This window comes from Amycolatopsis sp. WAC 01376 (assembly GCF_003947415.1).
In the GTDB taxonomy this organism is placed as follows: Bacteria; Actinomycetota; Actinomycetes; order Mycobacteriales; family Pseudonocardiaceae; genus Amycolatopsis.
In genome coordinates, this window is sequence record NZ_QHKL01000002.1 from 964,237 (window position 1) to 984,423 (window position 20,187).

The window sequence follows — 20,187 nt, forward strand, 5'->3', positions numbered from 1 at the left end:
CAAGCCGGTACCGAACAAAAGAAACCGCCGATTCTCGATTTCCGCCGAACACTACGGAACGGCCCGGTGAAATACACTTTGCCGGGCCGATCCTGAATGGCGGAGGAATGGTGGCTTCGGCTAAGGAAACGAGAACGTCGCGCAGGGCCAAGGACCGGCTGCACCATATCCACGCCCGCGCCGGGATCCGGCAGGACGAGCTGGGTCGCGCGCTGGGACCGGAACTGCGGGAGATCTGGGGTATCGCCGAGGACGCCGAGCCCGGCAGGGTGCGCGAGATCGTCCTTCTGCGGCTGAACCGCGTTCTCGAACGGTTCGCCGATCCGCTCATGCCCGAAATCGTCTGGACCGCCTACAACCTCGGCGTGGATCCGGTGGACGGCGGGGCGGGCATGGTCGGCCGGATCAGGACGATGGTCGACAGCGGCCGCGTCGCGGTCTCCGAGCGGACCTGCACCCGGCGGTTCTACGACTTCCTGGGGAGCGTCAAGAACAGCCTGGACGGTTTCCAGGAAGACCTCACCGGTGAAGACTTCCGGCTCGCTTCACGGTGGATTTCCGGCAACGTCCGGCCGGAGCGGGAGCAGGCCGATGGCGGTCTGCGCGACCCCGTCCCCTCGGTCCTGCGGATGTTCCTCGACGGGACGGTGTGCGGCCCGGCGGACGAGGCGGGCGCCCCGGTCCCGGCCCGCCTCGGCGTGCACGGCGACTGGTTCTGCGTCTTCACCGACGAGCGCCTGCTGGCCGAGTACCGCGCGGTCACCGGCGCGGGCTGGTCCCGGATCCGGCACCGGACCGGCCGCGATGTCGTGCTCGCGGCCGCCGGCCGTGACGTGGCGACCGGGGTGCTGGTCAACCCCAGGCCGACGCGATCCGCCGGGATCCACGCCGCGCTCCCGCTCTCCCCGGACTCGATCGCCCGGCTGGCGATCCGTCGTTAGGGAACGGCGGGGGTGCCGCCTTCCCGGATCGGGAGGCCCGCCGAACGCCAGGCACGGAACCCGCCTTCGAGGTCGGTCGCGCCCGGCAGGCCGAGCCGCTGCAGATCGGCGGCGGCCAGGCTCGACGAGTACCCCTCGTTGCACACGACGATCACCGTCGAGTCCGGTTTCACCTGCGGCAGCCGCCACTCGCTGTCCGGCGCGAGCCGCCATTCGAGGTGGATGCGCTCGACGACCACCGAGTCCGGGATCTCACCCTCTTCGGCCCGGTTGACGTGCGGGCGGATGTCCACGATCAGGGCGCCGTCGCGTTGCAGCCGCAGGGCCTGCTCGGGTTCCGCCCGGTCCAGTCCGGACCGGGCGGCCACCAGGAGGCTGTCGATAGAACTCATGCCTGCTCCTCGTAGTGGGTCGCTCTGCGTCGCATGAGCAGGCGCACTGTGTTGATCGATTCGCTCGCACGCTCGCTCATGGGCCCAGTATCGGGGCGAGCGAGGGGATCTCGGCGGGGACTTCGGCGAGCGTGCCGTACTCGCGGGTCGCCACCAGCGGCGGCGAGTAGGCGTGGACGCTGGCGGCGGGCTCGGAGCCGATGCCGGTCACCTGGTGCGCGCGCCCCGCGCCGAAGCCGATGCCCTCGCCCGCGACGTGCGTGCGGCGCCGGATCGGGCCGCCGGGATAGCGGTACTCCTCGCCGATCTCGCCCTGCAGCACGGTGAACGAGCCGGACGCGCCGCCGTGGTCGTGCGGTTTGGTCCGCTGACCGGGCAGCCACGACAGCAGCCACAGTTCGACGCCGTCCGTCAGCGCGAGCCGCGCCCACCAGCGCTGTTCCTCGTCGAAGCGCAGCAGGCCGCGCAGGCCCGAGGTCAGCTCGGTGGTGACCGTGGAGGTCAGCTCGGCCAGTTCACGGGGTGTCCAGAGCAGGCGCTCGGGGTGCAGCAGCTCCGGCAGCAGCGGGTCGATCAACTGGGGGTGGATCTCGAAGTCCTGGTCGGGAGTGATGGACGTGGTCACGGTGAGGCTCCTCGTGAAGTTCGCGGGCGCGGAAGCATGGCCGAACGCGGCGCGACACGGGGTGCCGTCGGAAGAGGGGGACTCAGCCGTGTCGCGCGGTGGTACATCCGCACGAGGCGACGAGGAGCAGGTCGATGGCCCGGCGGCGCCAGAAAGAGCCCCCGATGACGGGGAAGGCGGCGGACACGGACCTGATCACACCGCCGATGGTGCCACAGCTGCCTGCCGAGGGTCGCTTCGTCCCACTTCCTGGACCAGCCGCTTTCTCCCGACCGGCGGCCCGGTGCACACGCGCGCGCGTGTGCGGACACAATGGGCGCGTGAGCGAGCCGATCCAGCCCAGCGAACTTGACGACCTCGTGGTGAGGATGACCGGTGTCGGGGTCCGCCGAACAGGCAACGACCTCCTCGCCGACCTCGACTGGACCGTGGAACTGGACGAACGCTGGGTGGTGCTCGGCCCGAACGGCGCGGGCAAGACCACCCTGCTCCGGCTGGCCGCGGCCGAACTCCACCCGACCTCGGGAACGGTCGACCTGCTCGGCGACCGCATCGGCAAGGTCAACATCTTCGAGCTGCGCCCGCGGATCGGGTTCACCTCGGCCGCGATCGCGCAGCGCGTGCCGGGTGAGGAACGCGTCGTCGACGTCGTGGTGAGCGCCGGTTACGCCGTCGTCGGCCGCTGGCGTGAGGAATACGACAGCCTCGACACCGACCGCGCCGTGGAGCTCCTCGGCGCCCTCGGCATCGCGCACCTGGCCGACCGCACCTTCGGGACGCTGTCGGAGGGCGAGCGCAAGCGGACGCTGATCGCCCGGTCGCTGATGACCGACCCGGAGATGCTGCTGCTCGACGAGCCCGCCGCCGGACTCGACCTCGGCGGCCGCGAGGACCTCGTCGCGCGCCTTTCGGAGCTGGCCCTCGACCCCGAGGCCCCCGCCATGGTGCTCGTCACCCATCACGTGGAAGAAATCCCGCCGGGATTCACCCACGCGCTGCTGCTGCGCGACGGCCGCGCGGTCGCCTCCGGTCTCGTGGACGACGTCGTGACCAGCGACAATCTGTCCAAGACGTTCGATCAGGACCTGCTGCTCGAACGGTCCGGTGATCGCTTCTTCGCCCGTCGCCGCTGACGGGTCGTACTGACCGGTAGCCTGCAATCTGTCTTGGACGGTTAAGGAGGACGGCGTGGGAGAGTTCGTAAGTCTCGAGGTCGAAGGCGGGGTCGGCACGATCCGGCTGGACCGCCCGCCGGTCAACGCGCTGAACAACCAGGTGCAGGCCGAGCTGGCCGAAGCGGCCCGTGAGGCCTCCGAGCGCGACGACGTGCGCGCCGTGATCCTTTACGGCGGTGAGAAGACCTTCGCGGGCGGCGCGGACATCAAGGAGATGGCCGAGCGCACCTACCCGGAGATCGCGAAGTTCGGCGCGGCGCTGACGGCGTCGCTGGCCACCATCGCGAACATCCCGAAGCCGGTCGTCGCGGCCATCACCGGCTACGCGCTGGGTGGCGGACTCGAACTCGCGCTGACCGCCGACCGCCGGATCGCCGGTGACAACGTCAAGGTCGGCCAGCCGGAGATCCAGCTCGGCGTCATCCCCGGCGCGGGTGGCACGCAGCGCCTGGCGCGGCTCATCGGCCCGAGCAAGACCAAGGACCTCGTGTTCACCGGCCGTTTCGTGAAGGCCGAGGAGGCCCTCGCGCTGGGCATCCTCGACGAGGTCGTCGCGCCGGACGACGTCTACGCCGCCGCGCACAAGTGGGCCTCGCAGTTCGCGAACGGTCCCGCTGTGGCGCTGCGCGCCGCGAAGGCCGCCATCGACGGCGGTCTCGACACCGACCTCGCGAACGGTCTCAAGCTCGAATCCCACCTCTTCGCCGCGCTCTGGGCGACCGAGGACCAGCGCAACGGCATGAAGTCGTTCATCGAAAACGGCCCTGGCAAGGCCACCTTCGAGGGGAAGTAAGCGCCATGACGCAGGTGAACGATCCGGCGCCGAATCCGCACGCCACCGCCGAAGAGGTCAAGGCCGCCTTCGACGACCCCAAGCTCGCCAACGTGCTCTACCACGACTGGGAAGCCGGGACCTACGACGAGAAATGGTCCATCTCCTACGACGAGCGCTGCATCTCCTACGCGACGGACGTGTTCAACGCCGCCGCCGGTGAGGACGGCCAGCCGTACCCGACCGCGATGGAACTGGGCAGCGGCACCGGTTTCTTCCTGCTGAACCTGATGCAGGGCGGGGTGATCAAGAAGGGTTCGGTCACCGACCTCTCGCCGGGCATGGTCCAGGTCGCGCTGCGCAACGCCGAGAACCTCGGGCTCGACGTCGACGGCCGGGTCGCCGACGCGGAGCGGATCCCGTACGAGGACAACAGTTTCGACCTCGTCGTCGGACACGCCGTGCTGCACCACATTCCGGACGTCCGCGCGGCGTTCGCCGAGGTGCTGCGGGTGCTGAAGCCGGGCGGGCGGTTCGTCTTCGCGGGCGAGCCGACGAAGGTCGGCGACTTCTACGCGCGCAAGCTCGGCCAGGTCACGTGGTACCTCACCACCAACCTGACCAAGCTCCCGGTGCTGAACGGCTGGCGCCGTCCGCAGGAGGAACTCGACGAGTCCTCCCGCGCGGCCGCGCTGGAGGCCGTGGTCGACATCCACACCTTCGACCCGTCCGACCTCGAGTCGATGGCCCGCGGCGCGGGCGCGCAGGACGTCCGCGCGGTCACCGAAGAGTTCGCCGCCGCGCTGGCGGGCTGGCCGATCCGGACCTTCGAAGCCGCCGTGCCGCAGGAGAAACTGACCCTGCGCTGGCGTCTGTTCGCGTACCGGCTCTGGCTGCGACTGTCCGCTTTGGACAAGAAGCTGCTCGCCAAGGTGCTGCCGCGCGAACTGTTCTACAACGTGATGATCACCGGTACCAAGCGATCGTAGGTTGCCGTATCAGTTCAGCCTCGACGACGTCGCCTTCCTGCGCTCCGGCGCGGGAAGCGCGGCGCTCGCCGAATGCTCGTCCCTGCCGCTGACCGACAAGACCCGCATCGCCGACGTCGCCGCCGTGCGCCGGATCGCCCCCGAGCACGCGGCCGCGGTACTGGAAACGGTGGTGCTGCGGCGGAAGTCGTCGTCCAAATTGGACTCCGCGGACTCGTGGCTCTTCACCGGCGACGCCCTCCAGCAGGCCAGCGCCACACTGGTCGCCCGGCACCGGGCTTCACGGCTGGCCGGTCGCGACGTCCACGACGTGACGTGTTCCGTCGGCGCGGACCTGATCGAGATCGCCCGCGTCGCTTCCCGGGCACTGGGCTCGGATCTGGACGAGGTCCGGCTGGCGATGGCGCGCCACAACGCTCTCGAAGCCGGGGTTTCGCCCGCTCTGGTGCGTGCCGACGCGCTGCGGCCGATCAGCCGGGATTCGGTCGTCGTCGCCGATCCCGCCCGCCGCGACTCCGCCGGACGCCGGGCGTGGAAGCCCGCCGATTTCCTGCCGCCGTTGGACGGGCTGGTCGAGTCGTATGCCGGCCGCGAGCTTTCGGTGAAATGCGCGCCGGGTCTCGATTTCTCCATCGCGCCGTGGGCGGACGAGGTCGAACTGGTCTCTTTGGACGGTCAAGTCCGTGAGGCCTGCCTGTGGCGCGGTGTGGGCTCGACGGTGTCGCGCCGCGCGACGGTGTTGCGTTCGGACGGTACACAGTGGACGGTCACCGACGCGGATCCCGACGAAATACCCCTGCGTGAGCCGGGTGAATGGATCGTCGACCCCGACGGCGCCGTCGTCCGGGCCGGACTCGTACGGCATTACGCGGCGCGGCACGGCCTGTGGCAACTCGACGAACGCATCGCGTATCTGACCGGCGACGTCCCGCCGCCGGGAATCCGGGCGTTCCGGGTGTTCGAGCACGGACCGTACAGCGAGAAGAATCTGCGCGTATTACTGAAAAAACACGATATCGGCCGAGTGGAAATCCTCGTCCGCGGTCTCGACATAGACCCGGATGCGTTGCGGCGCAAGCTGAAACCTCGCGGTGGTGAAGAAGCGACTTTGGTACTGACCAGAATCGGTCGTTCTGGAGTAGCGTTCCTTTGCCGCGCACAGCTGACGTGAGGAGCATTTCCCTGAGCCGGTTCACCGGTCCGCTGAAACTGGCCGCCGCCGCGTGCCGTACAGGCTGACCTGCACCACCGTCCAGTACAAAGCGGGCACGAGGAAGCATATCGCCTCCACCGGCGCGACTACCTGCCCTGATGGGGAATATCCCCGTGCCCGCCGTCGCTGTGCCCGGTATGTCTGACAAGAAGGTGTTGAAGCCCAGCGCGGCCCACCCGATCACGGTGGAGCCGAACAAGGCGCGCGTGGTCGTCACGGTCGGCGGGAAGGTCGTGGCGGACAGCGCGAACGCGCTCACGCTGCGGGAGGCGAACTACCCGCCCGCGCAATACATCCCGCGTGCCGACGTCGACTTCGGCGTGCTGGAGCGGACGGAACACTCGACGTACTGCCCGTTCAAGGGCGACGCGGCGTACTACAGCGTCCGCACCGGCGACGGCGTCGCCGAGAACGCCGTCTGGACCTACGAGGCGCCGCACGACGCGGTCGCCGAGATCAAGGACCACGTGGCGTTCTACCCGTCGAAGGTGGACGCGATCGAAGAGCGCTGAACCGCTTCACGGCAGCTGGTTGATCCGGTCCCCGTCGGCCGCGAGCGAGGTGTCGGATTCGATCCGCCAGACCTCCAGCCCCGGCGCCTTGACCAGGGCGTCGATGAGGGCCTCCTCGCCCGCGACGAGGGTCGAATCGAAGTCGACCTCGGTGGCCACGCACCAGGCGCGGTCGTCCGGCCAGAACAGGTTGGGCGACTGCGCCTCGAACCAGTTCGGCCGGGGCCGCCAGCCGAGTTCCGTCGCGGACGTCAGCGGTCCGCGGAAGAGCAGGTAGTCCCGGCCGGGGTGTCGCACGCGCGGCGCGTCGAGGTGCTCGCGGGACAACGTCGCCTCGTCGGCCCAGCCGTAGCCGTCCCAAACGCAGAACCAGGCTTCCGACGCGGCTGTGTGGTCGCCGAGAACGGCCAGCAGAGCGGTGAGGCTGTGTGAAGGCAGCGTGCCGCGTCCCGGCGGGGAGCCGCGCCAGCGCGAGCCGGTGAGATTCACCGGATCCGGGGAGCCGACCAGCGCGTGCCACTGCATGGCGCCATGGGCACGCCGCCCCGTCTCGGCCGCGGCTTCGCTCCAGCTCGACCAGCCGCCGCGGTCACGCTCGGCGGGGTGGCAGACGCGGGCGTAGGCGGCGTAACCACGGGGGACCGTGCGGCCGGCCGCGCCGAACGCGCCGCCGAGCCTGGAGAGGATCCAGTCGGCGGGGGACGGGTCGAGTACCGGTCGCAGCACGGCGGCAAGTCTCCAGCAAGATCATGTGCGGCGCATCTTGTCGGTGGGCGGGGGCATACTGCCGGCGTGGGTGTTCCGCTGCGTCGCCGTTCGGGCCGTTCGGTGTACCGCGAAAGCACGCCGGTCGCGGCCGTGGCAGGCGTGGTCGAGAGCGTCTGGACGGGTGTGGTGGGCGGTCGCCGTCCGCTGAGGGTGTTTCCGGACGGCTGCGTGGACCTGGTCTGGGACGGGCGAAGGCTCGACGCGGTCACTACCGTGCGCGGAGTGCTGCGGCACGAGCTGCCTTCGGCGGCCTGGACCGTCGGGCTCCGCCTGCGATGCGGTGCCGGAGGCGCGGTGCTGGGCCTGCCGATGACGGAGCTGGCGGCGGGTGCCACCCCGTTGCGCGACCTGTGGCCCGCGAGGGCGCGCCGCGCGGAATCCAGACTGGCCGAGTGTGGGACACCTGGTGAGGCGCGGTCGGTGCTGGAAGCACTGGTCACCGGCAGGCTCCGGGACATCGAGCCGGACGGCCTGTCCGTCGCGGCCGCTCGCGCGTTGCGTGCGCCCGGCGCTCGCGCCGACAAGGTGGCGGCGGAGCTGGGAGTGAGCGAGCGCGGCCTCCGGCGGCATGTACGGCACGACGTCGGTGTCGGCCCGAAGGAGCTGCAGCGGGTGCTGCGGTTCCATCGGTTCCTCACGCGGCTCGAGGTCGTCGTACGGGACGGCTCGTCGCTTGCCGACGTCGCCGCCGAGGTGGGTTACGCGGATCAGTCCCATCTGGGACGGGAGTGCCGTCGGCTGTCCGGCGTTTCGCCCGGCGCACTCGTACGATCCTGGACTGGCCGAAACGTTCCAGACTGAGACGGCCCGCCGAGGCGAAGATCGTGAAGTGCTCGAACCTTTCCGCGTCACCATCGACATCCGCACGGACGACCTCGACCTCAACGGGCATGTCCGCGGCCCCGCCTATCTCGCGTACGCCGATCACGCGCGCTGGGAATGCGTGTGGGCGGCCGGCGTGGACCCGTTGGCGCTCAAGGCCGGGAACCTCGGCCCGGTCAACCTCGAAACGACGATCCGGTTCCGCCGCGAGCTCCGTGCCCGCGCACGGATCGACGTCCTGACCCGGTTCATCTGGGAACCGGGGAAGGTGTCACGGGTCGTCCAGGAATTCGTGACGCCGGACGGCGCCGTGGTCGCGGAGGTGGAAAGTCTCTCCGGCCTGCTGGATCTCGAACGACGGCGGCTGGTCCCGGATCCTGGACTGCACTGGCGAAAGTACGCGGTGCGGCCGGAAATCCTCGGTCTGCCGTGATCAGATGGCCGCCCGCTTTTCGTAGAGGCTGGTCGGCCATTTCGCCTCGGGCGGGTCGGCCACATGCTCGAAGCCCGCGCGCTCGTAGAGCCCGCGCAAGGCCGGGTTGTCCCTCGTGGTCGCCACGCGGACGAACGCTTTGCCTCGTACTGCGGCTTTCTCGCCGACCCAGTCGATGATCCGGACGCCGAGCCCGGCTCCGGCCGCCTCCCGCGCGACCGCGAGGCGGCCCGCGTAATAGGCCGGTTCCGTGGTCTCGCCCCAGAGCTCAGGCTCCGCCTCGGTCACCACGCAGGTCGCGATCGGCTTGCCGAATCCGATGACCAGCAACACTTCGCCCGCCTCGATCTGGTCGCGCACCGATTCCCGCGGGAAGCGTGGTGGCCATTGACGGATTCCGCGCCCCGCCAGCCAAGCGGCGGCCTCGGCCAGTAGGTCGAGTACGACGTCCTCCTCGCCCGGGCGGACCGGGCGGATGGTGGTGCCCGGCGTGAGTGGCTCGGGGCCGGTGATGATCGGCATGCCTCGATGATGCCCCGGCGGTGGTTGGATGTCTGGCGTGGTCGACGAGAACCTCGTACGGAAGCTGATCGCGGCACAATTCCCTCGATGGGACGGGCGGACGATCACACGGTGGCCGTCCGGCGGCACGGTCAACGCCATGTTCCGGCTGGGCGACGACATGGTCGTACGGTTGCCTCTGACCGCGGGCGGCGCGAAAGACGTGCTGCTGGAGCAGGAGTGGCTGCCCCGCATCGCGTCCCACTTGCCCACGTCCATCCCCGAAGTGCTCGGGGCCGGCCGCCCCGCCGACGGTTATCCGTGGCCGTGGTCGGTGTACCGCTGGTTGCCCGGCGAGAACCCGCGGGAGGGCACACCCATGCCGCCGGCCTCGGCCCTGGCCGAATTCGTGCTGGCGATGCGAGGCCTGCCGCTGACCCCGCAGGCGCCGCAGGCCCACCGCGGCGGACCGCTCGCAAGGCTCGACGCCGAGACCCGGTCGGCGATCGAGCGACTGCGCGCGATCCCGGAGGAGAAGGTCGACTGCGACGCCGTCCTCGCTCTATGGGAGGAGGCGTTGCGTGCGCCGGCATGGGAAGGACCGCCGGTGTGGCTGCACGCCGACCTGATGCCGGGCAACCTGCTGGTGGACGGTGACCGCCTTTCCGCGGTGATCGATTTCGGCTGCATGGGCGTGGGCGATCCGGCCTGCGACCTGTTCCCGGCGTGGAACCTGTTGCCCGCCGACGCACGAGAAGCCTTCCGGGAGACGCTGGACGTGGACGACGCGACCTGGAACCGCGGCCGCGGGCGGACGCTTTCGCAGGCGCTGATCGCACTGCCGTACTACCGGATGACCAACCCGGCGATGGCACGCAACGCGCGATACGTGATCCGGACGGTGCTGGACGAGGTGGCTTGATCTCTTGAGGTAGGTGCATACGGCCTGCTAGCTCATGGGTGCACGCCTTTCCGTTGCGGTAGCCCGTATCCGGCGGAGGGATGCTCCCAATGTGGCATTGGGGACGGGGAGTGTCCCCAATGCCACATTGGGATCACCGTGTTTGGCGCACCGTGGGCACGCAGGGTTGGCCGCTATATCGAAAGCGTCGCGGTGTCGGCACGTTGTCCTTATGTCCCAGGGGGTGGATAGATCGGGTGGTCGGCCTAGATCCTGAGGTGCATGGTGTTTCTCCGTGGTGTTCCGGTGGGGTCGAGGTAGGTGGGGGCGGTGAATTCGGGGAGTCCGTCTTGGGCGATCTGGACTTTCCATTCGCTGCGATGGATCAGCCGATGGTGCCGGGTGCAGAGCAGCACGAGGTTGTCGATCTTGGTTTCGCCGTGGTGTTGCCAGAAAACAATGTGATGGGCGGTGCAGCGCGGTACGGGCATGTCGCAGCCGGGGAAGGCACAGCCGCCATCACGGAGGGTTAACGCATATTTCTGGGCGAGGGAGACGGTGCGTTTGGAGCGGCCGATGTCGAGTGGTTCGCCTGCGGTGCCGAGAACACCGGGCCGGACGCGGGCATCGCAGGCGAGGATCCTCGCGTCGGTGGCGCTGATCGGCCCGACGAGATCGAGGTGAGCCTCACCGATGTCGCGGATCAGGTCGTCGTAGGACATGGTGACCAAAATGTGGGTCGCCTCGCCCGCCTGGCCGGGGAGGTTGCGGCTGGTGGTTTTCAGGCGGACGTAGTCGGTGAAGGCGTCGCCGTAGCGTTCGTCCTGAGTCCGGGAGTCCCGGACACCGTCGATGGCTTTGTGGGGTTTGGCCATGGGATCGAGGTCGGATTTCAGGCGGGCATACGTTTCCAGGTCAAGTCTGGCTTTGAGGCCGAGGGTGCCGTCGCGGTGTTTGACGAACCGCATCTCTGGTCGGGTGTCCTTCGGATCCTCGTTGCGGGGTTCTTTGCCGTCGGGGTCGAGTTCGTCCAGCAGGCGGCGTCCGGCGCGAGCGATCTGCCGCGGTCCCGCATGACGAGCAAGGTCGACGAGGATCTTCTCCCCGGCTCGCACGTCTTCCTCGGGCACAGTTGAGGGGATGCGGGCGAGGGTGCGGATGATGGCGTCGATCTGGCTACCGCCGATCGCGCCTTCCGCGGCGGCGTGAGCGGTTAAGGGTGCGAGTGGTGGCACGGTGCCGCCGCCGACTTCGACGCCGGGGTGCAGGGCGAGGACGCGGTCGGCGCGGGCGCCGGCTTCCTTGTCCGTCACATGAAAGTCCTCGAAGATCAGCGCCGCCAACGTCGAATGGCCCGAGCATCCGCGCACGCCGCGGGAATTGATTTCCGCGAGGATCGCGTTCTGTTCCGCATCCGCCTGGCGTTTGATGATTTCGAGTTCTTGTTTGCGGGCGTGCAGCGTCGCGGTGTCGACGCGCCACCACTCGGTGGGCGTCTTCGGGGTTGCGTCGTTGCTGGCCACGCCCTCAACAATACACCGAATCGAACAGGCGTGCGAGCGCGAACGGCCTAGCATTCGAAAGTCCGCAAAATGCACGTGCAGCGAAGCGGTTTAAGAACGCGAAGGTGCTTAAGTGGCGCTTCGGAGAAAGCGGGAATAGCGGCGTGCCGGCGTCGGAAGGCATGTGCCGATCACCGCGTGGGGTGAGTCGACACGCCTTCGTCCACGGTCAGGTTGTGCCCCGTCAGGCGTGCGCGCCCGGAACGGCCTAGCGGGAAAGAATCCGAAATGCACATGCAGAGAAAGCAGCGAAGCGCATTAAAGGTGCGAAGGCGAGCAAGGCCGGTGCGCGGCAGTGGGGCCCTGTGCTAACGTTGTCCCCGAGCCCCGTATGGGCCTACGCATGGAGGTAGCGGCTACTCAGCCACCAGAGATCGGCACACACCGTCTCTCGCATTCAGTCATCCCCGCGTCGTGGGATGACGCCTCCATGCGGTGCGCCCGAAACCCGGGCGTGCCAAGGCCCGTGTGCTCTTTTCCGGTGCTGGTTCCGCGCCTCCTGTCGACACATCGACGGGAAAGGACCGCATTGACCGGCTTCAACGACCAGGTGATCGAGGAATTCAGGCGTAACAAGGGAAAGCTCGGCGGCATGTTCGAGGGGTGGAAGCTGATCCTGCTCACCACCACGGGCGCCAAGAGTGGCAAGCGGCGGACGAATCCGTTGGGGTACATCGAAATCGATGGCAAGACCGTCGTCGTCGCTTCCAGCATGGGATCTCCTGCCCGCCCTGCGTGGTACCACAACATCCGGCGCGACCATCGGGTCACGATCGAGACAGGTGTCGAGACCTACGAGGCGATCGCGGCCGTTCCGCCGCCGGCGGAACGTGACGCGTTGTTCGCGCGGGTTGTCGCCGAGGAACCGGGTTTTGCCGAGTATCAGGCGAAAACGTCGCGCGAGCTGCCTGTTGTGATCTTGCACCGGATCGACGACCGGGTGCGGGGGATGGGGGACTTCCTGGTGGAGGTCCACGACTGGCTGCGGGAGGAACTCAAGACGCTGCGCGCCGGGGTGGACGACCTCGTGGCGGGCCGCGCGGATTCGCTCACCATGGAGGAATCCTTGCGGGCGCACTGTGTTTCGTTCTGCGAGGCGCTGACCAAGCATCATACCGGCGAGGACATGGGAGCGTTTCCCATGCTGGCCCAACGGTTTCCCGCGCTCGCGCCGACGCTGACGAAGCTCGGGGAGGACCACGTCGTCGTCGCGACGTTGCAGAAGCGGATCCGCGAGCTCGTGGAGGGCTACGTCCACGGTGAGAGTGACCCCGTTCGCCTGCGCGACGACTTCGACGAGCTCGCGGGGAAGCTCGAAGCGCATTTCGCGCACGAAGAGCGAACGGTCGTGACGGCACTCAACGTGACGGCGCCCGGCTGATCGGTGCGGACGCCCTGGGGTTTCGGCCCCGGGGCGTGTATCGTAGTAGGTGGCGGCGCCTTCACAGCGCGACGCCGATCCGGCACGAGGCGGGTGGAATTCGCCCCCGGCCTCGCCGAAGACCGCGAACCAGCGGTCCCTCCGAAAGGTTTCACCGTCAAAACTCACAGCACCGACAGTGCGCTGTTCAGCCACCCGCTCGACTCCGAGGTCGAGCGACAGGACCCCGCGACCCCTCAAGGGGAGCGATACATGGATCTTTTTCGCGAACCTTCCTATCCCACACCGGAACCTTCGGCCGACGCCGTTCGTTGACGGAGCAGACCAACGTTTTGGGTGTCGTGTTGTCCAAGCACGCTCGCGCAGAATTCGTCGCGGGCGTCGCCTTCTCTTGCGTCGCGCCGTGACACCGGCTGACACAGCCGGTAACAGTCCTGGCACTCGACAAGAAGCGACGATATGACTTCAGTTCTCAACCACCCGGACAGCGCAGAGCGGCAGGCGCCACAGCCCCTGTTGTCCGGGGAACAGACCAACACCGAAAACTTTCTCGTCAAGCTGTTCGCGGTGGTGCCCCTGCTGGCACTGGCCGCTTCCGTCCCGTTCGCGTGGGGCTGGGGGCTCGGCTGGGTGGACCTCGGCCTGGCCGCCGGGTTCTACTTCCTCACCGGCCTCGGCGTGACCATCGGTTTCCACCGTTACTTCACCCACGGCGCCTTCAAGGCCAACCGTGGCCTGCGGATCGCCCTCGCGGTCGCCGGCAGCATGGCCATGCAGGGCCCGGTCATCGGCTGGGTCGCCGACCACCGGCGCCATCACGCCTTCGCCGACCGTGAGGGCGACCCGCACTCCCCGTGGCGGTTCGGCAGCACCCCTGCCGCGCTTGCCCGCGGCTTCTGGCACGCCCATATGGGCTGGCTGTTCGACCGCGAGAAGACCAACGCGCAGCGGTTCGCCCCCGATCTGCTCGCCGACCGTGACATCGCCCGGATCGATCGCTTGTTCCCGCTGCTCACCGTCGTGACGCTGCTCGCGCCCGCCGTCCTCGGCGGCGTGATCACGATGTCGTGGTGGGGCGCGGTCACCGCGTTCTTCTGGGCGAGCCTGGTCCGCGTGGCGCTGCTGCACCACGTCACCTGGTCGGTGAACTCGCTGTGTCACATGATCGGTGACCGCCCGTTCGCCGCCCGCGACAAATCCGCGAACTTCTGGCCGCTCGCCATCGCCTCCATGGGCGAGTCCTGGCACAACTCCCACCACGCCGACCCCACCGGCGCCCGGCACGGTGTCCGCCGAGGTCAGCTCGACATCTCGGCGCGGCTGATCTGGCTGTTCGAGAAGGCGGGCTGGGCGACGGAAGTCCGCTGGCCGAAGGCCGATCGACTCGGCCGCAAGCTCAACCCCGGTCACTCCCTGTCACTGCGCCGGACCGCGAAGCGGGCCTGAGCCCGTCAGCGGATAGCGCTCGCGATGGCGTCGATCAGCTCCGGTCCGTCGGATAACGCCGGATCGTTGTGATCGGCGCCGGGGACTTCGATCGTCCTCGCGCCGGCGGCCCGTGCCACGTCACGGCTCTGCTGTGCCGGGACGATCGAGTCCACGGCGCCGAAGACGACGGTCACCGGCGCCTTCACACGCGCGACGTTGTCCCTGGTCGGGAACTCGTCCCGCAGCAGCCACCGGACCGGCAGGAACGGATAGTGCAGCTGTCCGACCGACGCGAGGTCGACGAACGGCGAGCGCAGCACGAGCGCGGACGGCGGACGTTCGACGGCCAGTTCGGTGACGACCGCGGAGCCCAGGCTCTCGCCGAAGTAGATCAGCGGCACGTCGGCCTCGCGGGCCAGGAAGTCCTGTGCGGCGCGGACGTCCAGCTTGAGCCCGTCCTCGGACGGCTCGCCGGGATTGCCCCCGTAGCCGCGATACTCCAGTAGCAGCACCGAGAGCCCGCGTGCGGTCAGCGCGCGGGCCATCGGCGCGCGGTACACCCGGTTCCCGGCGTTGCCCGGTGCGACCAGCACGGCCGCCTTCGCGCCGGCGACCGGGAAGTACCAGCTCGCGAGGCTCAGCCCGTCCGAGGTGGTGAGCGTGACGTCCCTGCCGCCGGACAGGACGCCGGCGGCGCCAGGCGGCGGACCTGCCTCGGGGAGGTAGATCAGCTTGCGCTGGAAGGCGAACGCGCCACCGAAGACCACACCGACGATGGTGACGGCCACCGCCAGTGCGATCAACGCCTTTCCCCGTGCGGTACTCAGGGCTTCGTCGGGGGTAGGTCGAATTTCGCGAACAGGTCCGCGTCGATGAACGAGGTGATCTCGCGGATCCGATCGCCGCGGAAAGACAGCACGTTGATCGACCAGCCATGGTGGACGGCGTCGGCCGCTTCGCCGAGGTAGCAGGCGACGGCCGGCTGCCCGTTGGCGGTGACGACCTCGGTGCGCCAGCTCGGGCACCGGCCGATCGGGACCTCGACGGCGAAGCGGGACACGGCCTCGATGCCGCGGTACCAGTGCGCGAACGGCGGCATGGACCAGGTGACGTCCTCGGTCAGCAACGCCACGAGCGCGTCGGCGTCGCCGCGGTCCAGTGCGGAGGCGAAGCCCGCGGCGATCTCGCGGACCCGGGGATCATCGAGCTTCCGCAGCGTCTGCTGCCGGTCGGACGGCGGGACCTTCTCGGCGACGATCGCCCGCGCGCGTTGCAGCGCGCTGGTCACCGCCGCCACCGAAGTGTCCATTGTGGACGCGATTTCGGCGGCGGAGAAGCCGAGGACGTCGAAGAGCAGCAGGGCGGCCCGCTGGTTGCCCGGCAGATGCTGCAGCGCGGCGATGAACGCCAGCTCGACGGCCTCGCGCTGCTCGTACCGGACGTCCGGCCTGCTCCCGCCGGGGTACGGGCCGAGCCACGCCACTTCGGTCACCGGGGCTTCTCCGAGCACCACTCGCTCGCTCGACGGGCCGAGGTCCATCGGCAGGGCGCGCTTCCCGCGCGCGGCCGCGACGTCGAGGCAGGTGCGGGTGGCGACGGTGTAGAGCCAGGTCCGCATCGAGCTGCGCCCCTCGAAGCGTGCCAACCCCCGCCAAGCCCGCAGAAGCGCGTCCTGCAACGCGTCGTCGGCGTCGTGGGTCGAGCCGAGCATGCGGTAGCAGTGGGCGTGCAGTTCGCGGCGCAGTGGCTCCACCACGCGGTTGAACTCCGCCTCGTCGGTGCGCAGGACGTCTTCGCTCACAGTCGACGATTGTGCCCTTTACTTGGCGCGAAGCGCGGTGACGGCAGGGGTGAACATCGTCGTCTTGATCGCGGACAGCGTGCCGCGGTCCTTCCCGGCCAGCGGGCGGACGAGGTCCGTCGCGTACTCCAGCAGCGCGGGTTTCTCGGCGACGGCGTCCACGAGACCCAGGTCGCGAGCGTCCGTGCCGCCGAATCGCCGTCCCGTGGTCATCGACGCGATCGCGGCGGCGGGGGTGAGCTTGCCCTGGATCAACGCAGCCATCCCCGGCGTGAACGGGATGTTGATATCCGCTTCGGGGAAGCAGAAGTACCCGCGGTCGGCGCGCATCACCCGGAAGTCGTGCGCCATCGCGAGCATGGCCCCGGCGCCGAAGGCGTGCCCGTTGATCGCGGCGACCGTGTGCACGCCGAGGGTGAGCACACGGGCCAGCAGTTCGTGGACGTCGGCGACGTACTGTGCGGCCTGGGTGGGGTTGCTGGTGAGCCATTCGAGGTCGAGGCCGTTGGAGTAGAACTTGCCGGACCCCACGGTGACCAGCACCGCCGGATCCGGATAGGCGACGACGGTGTCGAGCTGGGAATGGACGGTTTCCAGCCAGGACGGCGAGAAACGGTTCTCGTCGTCTCCGAGGTCCAGCAGGAACACCGGGGCGTCTTGACGCAGTGTGGGCATGTCAGTCCTTCCGTGGGGGTGGGAGCAGGAGTATTGCGCGGACCGCGGCGGCAAGCCGGGCCCGGGAGTCTTCGGAGATCGGTTCGCCCGCGGTGAACGCGCGGCGGAACAGGGCCGTCGGCAGATCGACCACGCAGGTCGTCAGCACTTCGACGGCCTGCGCGTCGCGCCGGTCCCAGAGTCGGATGGCCAGTTTGACCAGGAATGCGATCAGGCGTTTGTCGAGGGCCAGGAAGTCGGCGGCGAGGTTTTCGGGGACCTGCGGGCCGAGGACCTGTTCCTTCTTGACGGTGATGAGCAGGCGGGCCGCCTCCGGCCGGCGGTCGGCGAACGCGGCCGGGGTGCCCGCCGCGGCCACGACCGCCGGGAGCGGGTCTTCCGCCTCGGCCGCGAGAGCGGTCTGGAGGTCGAGGAACTCGCCGGCCGCGCGGAGCCAGACGTGGGCCAGCAAGGCGCCGAGCGAGCCGAAAGCGTGGTAGATCGTCCCGTTGGACACGCCCGCGGCGGCCGCGAGGGACCGGACGGTGACGCCGTGGGCGCCCGTCTCGACGACGAGGCGTTCGGCCGCGTCGAGCAGCCTTCCCAAGTCGTGCACACGGGGGCGGGGCATGGGGCGACGGTAACAGAGCACGTGCTCTAAAACAATAAGAGAGCGGCTGCTCCACTATGGGTCGGAGGTGGGCTGTGACCTGGTTCACGAACGTCTTCACCGCGAAGTCGTCACATCGGCCCGGCGGCCGGGGTCAACCGGTCGAATCACCGAGAAGCCGAGGAGAAACCGATATGACCACCGCTTATGTCATCGTCACCGTCGTCGGAGCGTTCATGGCCGCCTTCTCTGCAGCCTCGATCTTCTTCCGCGCCAAGTGGGTCGTTCAGCCGCTGGCCGACTACGGCGTCCCCCGCGGCTGGTGGACGCCGCTCGGCGTCGCCAAGGCCGCGGGTGCCCTCGGCCTCATCGCCGGACTGTGGGTGCCCGCGCTCGGCGTCGCGGCCGGGATCGGACTGGTGCTCTACTTCACCGGTGCCGTGATCACCGTGCTGCGTGCGCACTGGCCGTCGCACGTCGCGTTCCCGCTGATGTACCTGGCGCCCGTCGCCGCCTCCTTGGTGCTGGGCTTCGCCGCCTGAAGCCGGGCCGGAAGCTGCTCCGGACCACCGACAGGAATCGCTCAGACGCTGCGCAGCACGGAAACCACGACGCCCAGCACGGTCGCGCGGTCCCCGTCGATGACGTCGTAGGCGGGGTTGCGCGGTTCGAGGTACACGTGGCCGTCGCGGCGGCGGTACACCTTGACGGTGGCCTCCTCGTCGATCATCGCGGCGACGATCTGGCCGGAGTGCGCTTCCTGCTGCTGCTTCACCACGACGATGTCGCCGTCGCAGATCGCCGCGTCGATCATCGAGTCGCCGCGCACCCGCAGGCCGAAGACGTTGCCCCGGCCGGTGAGTTCACGCGGAAGGGTCATCACGTCGTCGACGTGCTCGACGGCCGAGATCGGCGTTCCCGCGGCGATGTCGCCGACGACGGGGACCGGCACCGAGTCCTCTGTGGAGTCCCGTGACGTGGTGCCGTGCAGGAACGCGCGGACGTCCATGGGGCGGGAGATCGAGCCGCTGCGGCGAAGGAAACCCTTCTCCTCCAAGGCCGCCAGATGCTTCGACACCGAGGACGTCGAACGCAACCCGACCGCTTCACCGATCTCCCGAGTGCTCGGCGAGTACCCGTGCTCCACCACCCATTCGCGGATGGTCAGCAGGATCTTCTGCTGGCGCTCCGGCAGGGAAGCGGCTTCCTCGAACAGCTCAGGATCGTGGTAGGCGGTCATCAGCGGAATGGTAGTTCGTGCAGGCCGCCGCGATCGCCGCGGTGTCCCAGTAGAACGGCCGCACCTCGGTGATGCGCCCGTCCTCGACGGTGATCGTCTGCAGGATCGGGAAATCCAGCTCGCGTCCGGTGGTCCTCGCGCGGACGTGCACCTGGGTCAGGACGACCAGTGGGCTGGTTTCGCTCAGGAAGCTCTGCTCCACCATGTCGAAGACCGCCCAGGTGTCGCTCATGGCGGCGAAGAACCGTTCCAGGCCTTCGTGGCCGTGCCAGATTCCGCCGTAGGGCAGGGCATCGGCCTGGTGCAGCACTACGTCGGGGGAGAAGAACGGGGCGAGCGGTGCGAAGGTCGCCTTGCCGGGACCGCCTGCCGCGAAGTAGCCGGCTTCCGCCGCGTACATGCCTTTGAGTACGGACAGGGCGTCCGTTGTCGATGTCACGACGACCACTGTGGTGCGCGGCGGGTCCGGGCGCTGGCGGTTATCCGTCGTCGAGATCGGCCGGATGGCGGCCCGGCCGGACCGAAAGTCCGATCCCGTGCGCGGTTCCGCGAGGTTGACTCGATCGTATGAACACGAAGATCACCGCGGCGCTTCTCGCCGCCGCGACGGCCACGGTCGCCCTCACCGGTTGCGGTCTCAAGGAAGGCTTGACCGAAAAGGCCAACGGGCACGTCAAAACGGTCGGTTACGCGACCGGCGCGGAAGGCAAGCGCGACACGGACGCCCGGCTGCCGGAGTGGGTGCCGGACGGGGCGGCGGCGGTCACCGAGGTCATCCGGACGACGGGTTCGGAGCGGCTCCTGCGGTTCACCGGCGGGACGTTGCCCGCCGTTTGCGTGCCGGGTCCGGCCGCGACGCAGGCCGCCACCCTCGCCGCGAACTGGTGGCCGCAGGGGCAGGAAAGCAAGACGGACAAGGTCTGCGGTGAATGGCATGTGCTCGTCCAAGGCGTCGACGTGTTCGCGTTCAAACCGGAAACCCTGGTGAGCACGAGATCCTGAGTCACTCGGAGAGCGCGTCCGCGCAGGCGGCGAGATCACGTAACAGCCGCTCCTGCTCGGCCGTCGAAAACGGTTCGAGCATCCGATCCTGCACGGCGCGCACGACGCCGCTGGCGGCGCGGAGCTGGGCCTTTCCGGCGGGAGTCAGGGTGCTGGGCAGGGCGCGGCCCTGCGGCGCCGACGTCGGACGGGTGACCAGGCCGCGGTCCTGCAGGCCGCGCAGCACCAGGTTCATCGACTGCCGGGTGACGAACACCGCCCTGGCCAGTTCCGCGTTCGACAGCCCTGGTCGCTGCGAGAGCACTTCGAGGCAGGAGTACTGCGGCACGGTGAGGTCGAGGGGGCGCAAAGCGGTGTCCATCGCCGTCCGGAGCGCCGTCGCCGCTCGTTTCAGCATGTACCCCACCGCCAGGTCCAGCGGTCCGACCGGCTCTCCTCGGCTCATGTCAGCATCATGACACGGCC

At 68.9% G+C, this 20,187-nt stretch carries 25 protein-coding genes; 13 read left to right on the plus strand and 12 right to left on the minus strand.

Annotation, left to right across the window (positions count from 1 at the left end; all coding sequences use genetic code 11):
- Positions 1-107: 107 nt before the first annotated feature.
- The gene (locus tag DMH03_RS13880; protein WP_125792388.1) at positions 108-941 is read left to right on the plus strand and encodes a hypothetical protein; all 834 of its coding nucleotides are present in this window, start codon (positions 108-110) and stop codon (positions 939-941) included.
- Here DMH03_RS13880 and DMH03_RS13885 read toward each other — a convergent pair.
- Entirely contained in the window at positions 938-1,333 is a 396-nt protein-coding gene (locus DMH03_RS13885) for a rhodanese-like domain-containing protein (RefSeq protein ID WP_125792389.1), read from the minus strand. The two genes, DMH03_RS13880 and DMH03_RS13885, sit on opposite strands and share 4 nt — an antisense overlap.
- A gap of 76 nt (positions 1,334-1,409) precedes the next feature.
- Positions 1,410-1,958 (minus strand): cysteine dioxygenase family protein, encoded by a 549-nt coding sequence (locus DMH03_RS13890; protein ID WP_125792390.1) that lies wholly within the window; start codon positions 1,956-1,958, stop codon positions 1,410-1,412.
- 320 nt (positions 1,959-2,278) lie between these two features.
- Between DMH03_RS13890 and DMH03_RS13895 the strand changes: the two genes are divergently transcribed.
- The 5 genes from DMH03_RS13895 (at position 2,279) to DMH03_RS13915 (ending at position 6,619) form a co-directional block, all read left to right on the plus strand.
- Entirely contained in the window at positions 2,279-3,091 is an 813-nt protein-coding gene (locus DMH03_RS13895) for an ABC transporter ATP-binding protein (protein ID WP_125792391.1), read from the plus strand.
- A 55-nt stretch (positions 3,092-3,146) separates the two neighbouring features.
- Positions 3,147-3,926: an enoyl-CoA hydratase/isomerase family protein gene (locus DMH03_RS13900; RefSeq protein ID WP_037304671.1), complete on the plus strand. Its 780-nt coding sequence runs from the start codon at positions 3,147-3,149 to the stop codon at positions 3,924-3,926.
- Positions 3,927-3,931: 5 nt separating this feature from the next.
- Positions 3,932-4,894: a class I SAM-dependent methyltransferase gene (locus DMH03_RS13905; protein ID WP_125792392.1), complete on the plus strand. Its 963-nt coding sequence runs from the start codon at positions 3,932-3,934 to the stop codon at positions 4,892-4,894.
- Between the two features lies 1 nt (position 4,895).
- Positions 4,896-6,065, plus strand: a complete 1,170-nt coding sequence (locus tag DMH03_RS13910) for a class I SAM-dependent methyltransferase (protein WP_125792393.1) — start codon at positions 4,896-4,898, stop codon at positions 6,063-6,065.
- Positions 6,066-6,244: 179 nt separating this feature from the next.
- Entirely contained in the window at positions 6,245-6,619 is a 375-nt protein-coding gene (locus tag DMH03_RS13915) for a DUF427 domain-containing protein (protein ID WP_125792394.1), read from the plus strand.
- Positions 6,620-6,625: 6 nt separating this feature from the next.
- On the opposite strand, the gene DMH03_RS13920 is transcribed toward DMH03_RS13915, so the two are convergent.
- Positions 6,626-7,345, minus strand: a complete 720-nt coding sequence (locus tag DMH03_RS13920) for a hypothetical protein (protein ID WP_125792395.1) — start codon at positions 7,343-7,345, stop codon at positions 6,626-6,628.
- Between the two features lie 66 nt (positions 7,346-7,411).
- Here DMH03_RS13920 and DMH03_RS13925 point away from each other — a divergent pair, with 66 nt between their 5' ends.
- Entirely contained in the window at positions 7,412-8,188 is a 777-nt protein-coding gene (locus DMH03_RS13925) for an AraC family transcriptional regulator (RefSeq protein ID WP_125792396.1), read from the plus strand.
- Between the two features lie 28 nt (positions 8,189-8,216).
- A complete protein-coding gene (locus DMH03_RS13930) occupies positions 8,217-8,642 on the plus strand; it encodes a thioesterase family protein (protein WP_125792397.1) in 426 nt (141 codons plus the stop codon).
- Here DMH03_RS13930 and DMH03_RS13935 read toward each other — a convergent pair whose 3' ends face one another.
- On the minus strand, positions 8,643-9,164 hold the full coding sequence (locus DMH03_RS13935; protein WP_125792398.1) for an N-acetyltransferase: 522 nt from the start codon (positions 9,162-9,164) through the stop codon (positions 8,643-8,645).
- A gap of 28 nt (positions 9,165-9,192) precedes the next feature.
- Here DMH03_RS13935 and DMH03_RS13940 point away from each other — a divergent pair, with 28 nt between their 5' ends.
- Entirely contained in the window at positions 9,193-10,065 is an 873-nt protein-coding gene (locus DMH03_RS13940) for an aminoglycoside phosphotransferase family protein (protein WP_125792399.1), read from the plus strand.
- 245 nt (positions 10,066-10,310) lie between these two features.
- Here DMH03_RS13940 and DMH03_RS13945 read toward each other — a convergent pair whose 3' ends face one another.
- Positions 10,311-11,567, minus strand: a complete 1,257-nt coding sequence (locus DMH03_RS13945; protein ID WP_125792400.1) for an HNH endonuclease signature motif containing protein — start codon at positions 11,565-11,567, stop codon at positions 10,311-10,313.
- 568 nt (positions 11,568-12,135) lie between these two features.
- Between DMH03_RS13945 and DMH03_RS13950 the strand changes: the two genes are divergently transcribed.
- Positions 12,136-12,987 carry a nitroreductase/quinone reductase family protein gene (locus tag DMH03_RS13950; RefSeq protein WP_125792401.1) on the plus strand — a complete coding sequence of 284 codons (852 nt, stop codon included), beginning with the start codon at positions 12,136-12,138 and terminating at the stop codon, positions 12,985-12,987.
- Between the two features lie 459 nt (positions 12,988-13,446).
- Positions 13,447-14,433, plus strand: coding sequence for an acyl-CoA desaturase (locus DMH03_RS13955; protein ID WP_199748862.1), 987 nt, complete (start codon positions 13,447-13,449; stop codon positions 14,431-14,433).
- A gap of 5 nt (positions 14,434-14,438) precedes the next feature.
- Here the strand turns inward: DMH03_RS13955 and DMH03_RS13960 are convergent, their stop codons facing one another.
- From DMH03_RS13960 to DMH03_RS13975, 4 genes are read right to left on the minus strand one after another with little or no spacing between them, the layout of a single operon-like run.
- A complete protein-coding gene (locus DMH03_RS13960) occupies positions 14,439-15,218 on the minus strand; it encodes an alpha/beta hydrolase (protein WP_233611500.1) in 780 nt (259 codons plus the stop codon).
- Between the two features lie 20 nt (positions 15,219-15,238).
- Positions 15,239-16,216 carry a sigma-70 family RNA polymerase sigma factor gene (locus DMH03_RS13965; RefSeq protein ID WP_233611501.1) on the minus strand — a complete coding sequence of 326 codons (978 nt, stop codon included), beginning with the start codon at positions 16,214-16,216 and terminating at the stop codon, positions 15,239-15,241.
- 18 nt (positions 16,217-16,234) lie between these two features.
- The gene (locus DMH03_RS13970) at positions 16,235-16,891 is read right to left on the minus strand and encodes an enoyl-CoA hydratase-related protein (RefSeq protein ID WP_125786831.1); all 657 of its coding nucleotides are present in this window, start codon (positions 16,889-16,891) and stop codon (positions 16,235-16,237) included.
- 1 nt (position 16,892) lies between these two features.
- Positions 16,893-17,501 (minus strand): TetR/AcrR family transcriptional regulator, encoded by a 609-nt coding sequence (locus tag DMH03_RS13975; protein WP_125792402.1) that lies wholly within the window; start codon positions 17,499-17,501, stop codon positions 16,893-16,895.
- A gap of 173 nt (positions 17,502-17,674) precedes the next feature.
- Between DMH03_RS13975 and DMH03_RS13980 the strand changes: the two genes are divergently transcribed.
- Positions 17,675-18,022 (plus strand): DoxX family protein, encoded by a 348-nt coding sequence (locus tag DMH03_RS13980; protein ID WP_125792403.1) that lies wholly within the window; start codon positions 17,675-17,677, stop codon positions 18,020-18,022.
- Positions 18,023-18,063: 41 nt separating this feature from the next.
- Here DMH03_RS13980 and lexA read toward each other — a convergent pair whose 3' ends face one another.
- Complete coding sequence (gene lexA / locus DMH03_RS13985) at positions 18,064-18,720, minus strand: transcriptional repressor LexA (protein WP_125792404.1); 657 nt, start codon at positions 18,718-18,720, stop codon at positions 18,064-18,066.
- Positions 18,698-19,159 (minus strand): nuclear transport factor 2 family protein, encoded by a 462-nt coding sequence (locus DMH03_RS13990; RefSeq protein ID WP_233611502.1) that lies wholly within the window; start codon positions 19,157-19,159, stop codon positions 18,698-18,700. The genes lexA and DMH03_RS13990 overlap by 23 nt, the downstream gene beginning before the upstream one ends.
- A gap of 128 nt (positions 19,160-19,287) precedes the next feature.
- Here DMH03_RS13990 and DMH03_RS13995 point away from each other — a divergent pair, with 128 nt between their 5' ends.
- Entirely contained in the window at positions 19,288-19,722 is a 435-nt protein-coding gene (locus tag DMH03_RS13995; protein ID WP_125792405.1) for a hypothetical protein, read from the plus strand.
- A gap of 1 nt (position 19,723) precedes the next feature.
- Here DMH03_RS13995 and DMH03_RS14000 read toward each other — a convergent pair whose 3' ends face one another.
- Positions 19,724-20,167: a MarR family winged helix-turn-helix transcriptional regulator gene (locus DMH03_RS14000; protein ID WP_125792406.1), complete on the minus strand. Its 444-nt coding sequence runs from the start codon at positions 20,165-20,167 to the stop codon at positions 19,724-19,726.
- Between the last annotated feature and the right edge of the window lie 20 nt (positions 20,168-20,187).